The sequence below is a fragment of the Salicola sp. AFF1 genome (assembly GCF_056783195.1).
In genome coordinates, this window is the sequence record NZ_JBXAYL010000181.1 from 1 (window position 1) to 264 (window position 264).

Here is a 264-nt window from a genome sequence, read left to right on the forward strand (position 1 = left end):
GGGCCGGCACCTCGACCAACATGAACGTCAACGAGGTCATCGCCAATGTCGGCTTGAGGCTGATGGGACGGGCGCCGGGCGACTACGCCGCTTTGCACCCCAACGACGACGTCAACATGGCGCAATCCACCAACGACGCCTACCCGACAGCCCTGCGGCTCGCGTTGATCTTCGCCACGAAACCGCTGGTGAAGGCGCTCGACGACCTCGCCTACGCCTTCAAGAGCAAGGCGGTGGAGTTCGCCGACGTGCTGAAGATGGGCC

Annotated in this window: 1 protein-coding gene; it reads left to right on the forward strand. The window is 64.4% G+C overall.

Annotated elements, in window-relative coordinates; translation table 11 throughout:
• The coding region (locus AC1RQI_RS17250; protein WP_481905838.1) for a lyase family protein at positions 1–264 on the forward strand (264 nt) is incomplete at both ends.